1 protein-coding gene is annotated in these 342 nt (G+C 62.9%); it reads left to right on the top strand.

Features of this window, described 5'->3' with window-relative positions; genetic code table 11:
- The coding region (locus P0G09_RS16235; protein ID WP_275253184.1) for a helicase-related protein at positions 1-342 on the top strand (342 nt) is incomplete at both ends.

Genomic DNA, 342 nt, shown 5'->3' with positions numbered 1-342 from the left:
CATGAAAAAGGAGCTGGCCCGGGGCGGTCAGGTGTACTACCTGCACAACCGCGTGGACAACAACCAGTCCACCGCCGCCCAAGTCAGCCAGATGGTACCCGGTGCCCGGGTTGGCATTGCCCACGGCAAGATGACCGAGGAGGAGCTGAACCCGGTCTGGCAGCATCTGCTCAACGGCGAGAGCGACATTCTGGTCTGCACCACCCTGATCGAAACGGGCATCGATGTGCGCAACTGCAACACCCTTATCATTGAGGTTGCCGACCGAATGGGCCTTGCCCAGCTGTACCTGATCCGGGGCCGGGTGGGCCGCTCCGGCCGCAAGGCCTACGCCTACTTCAC

This window comes from Faecalibacterium sp. DFI.5.82 (assembly GCF_029076575.1).
GTDB classification, from domain to species: Bacteria; Bacillota; Clostridia; order Oscillospirales; family Ruminococcaceae; genus Faecalibacterium; species Faecalibacterium duncaniae.
This window is presented reverse-complemented; position numbering and strand designations above follow the sequence as displayed.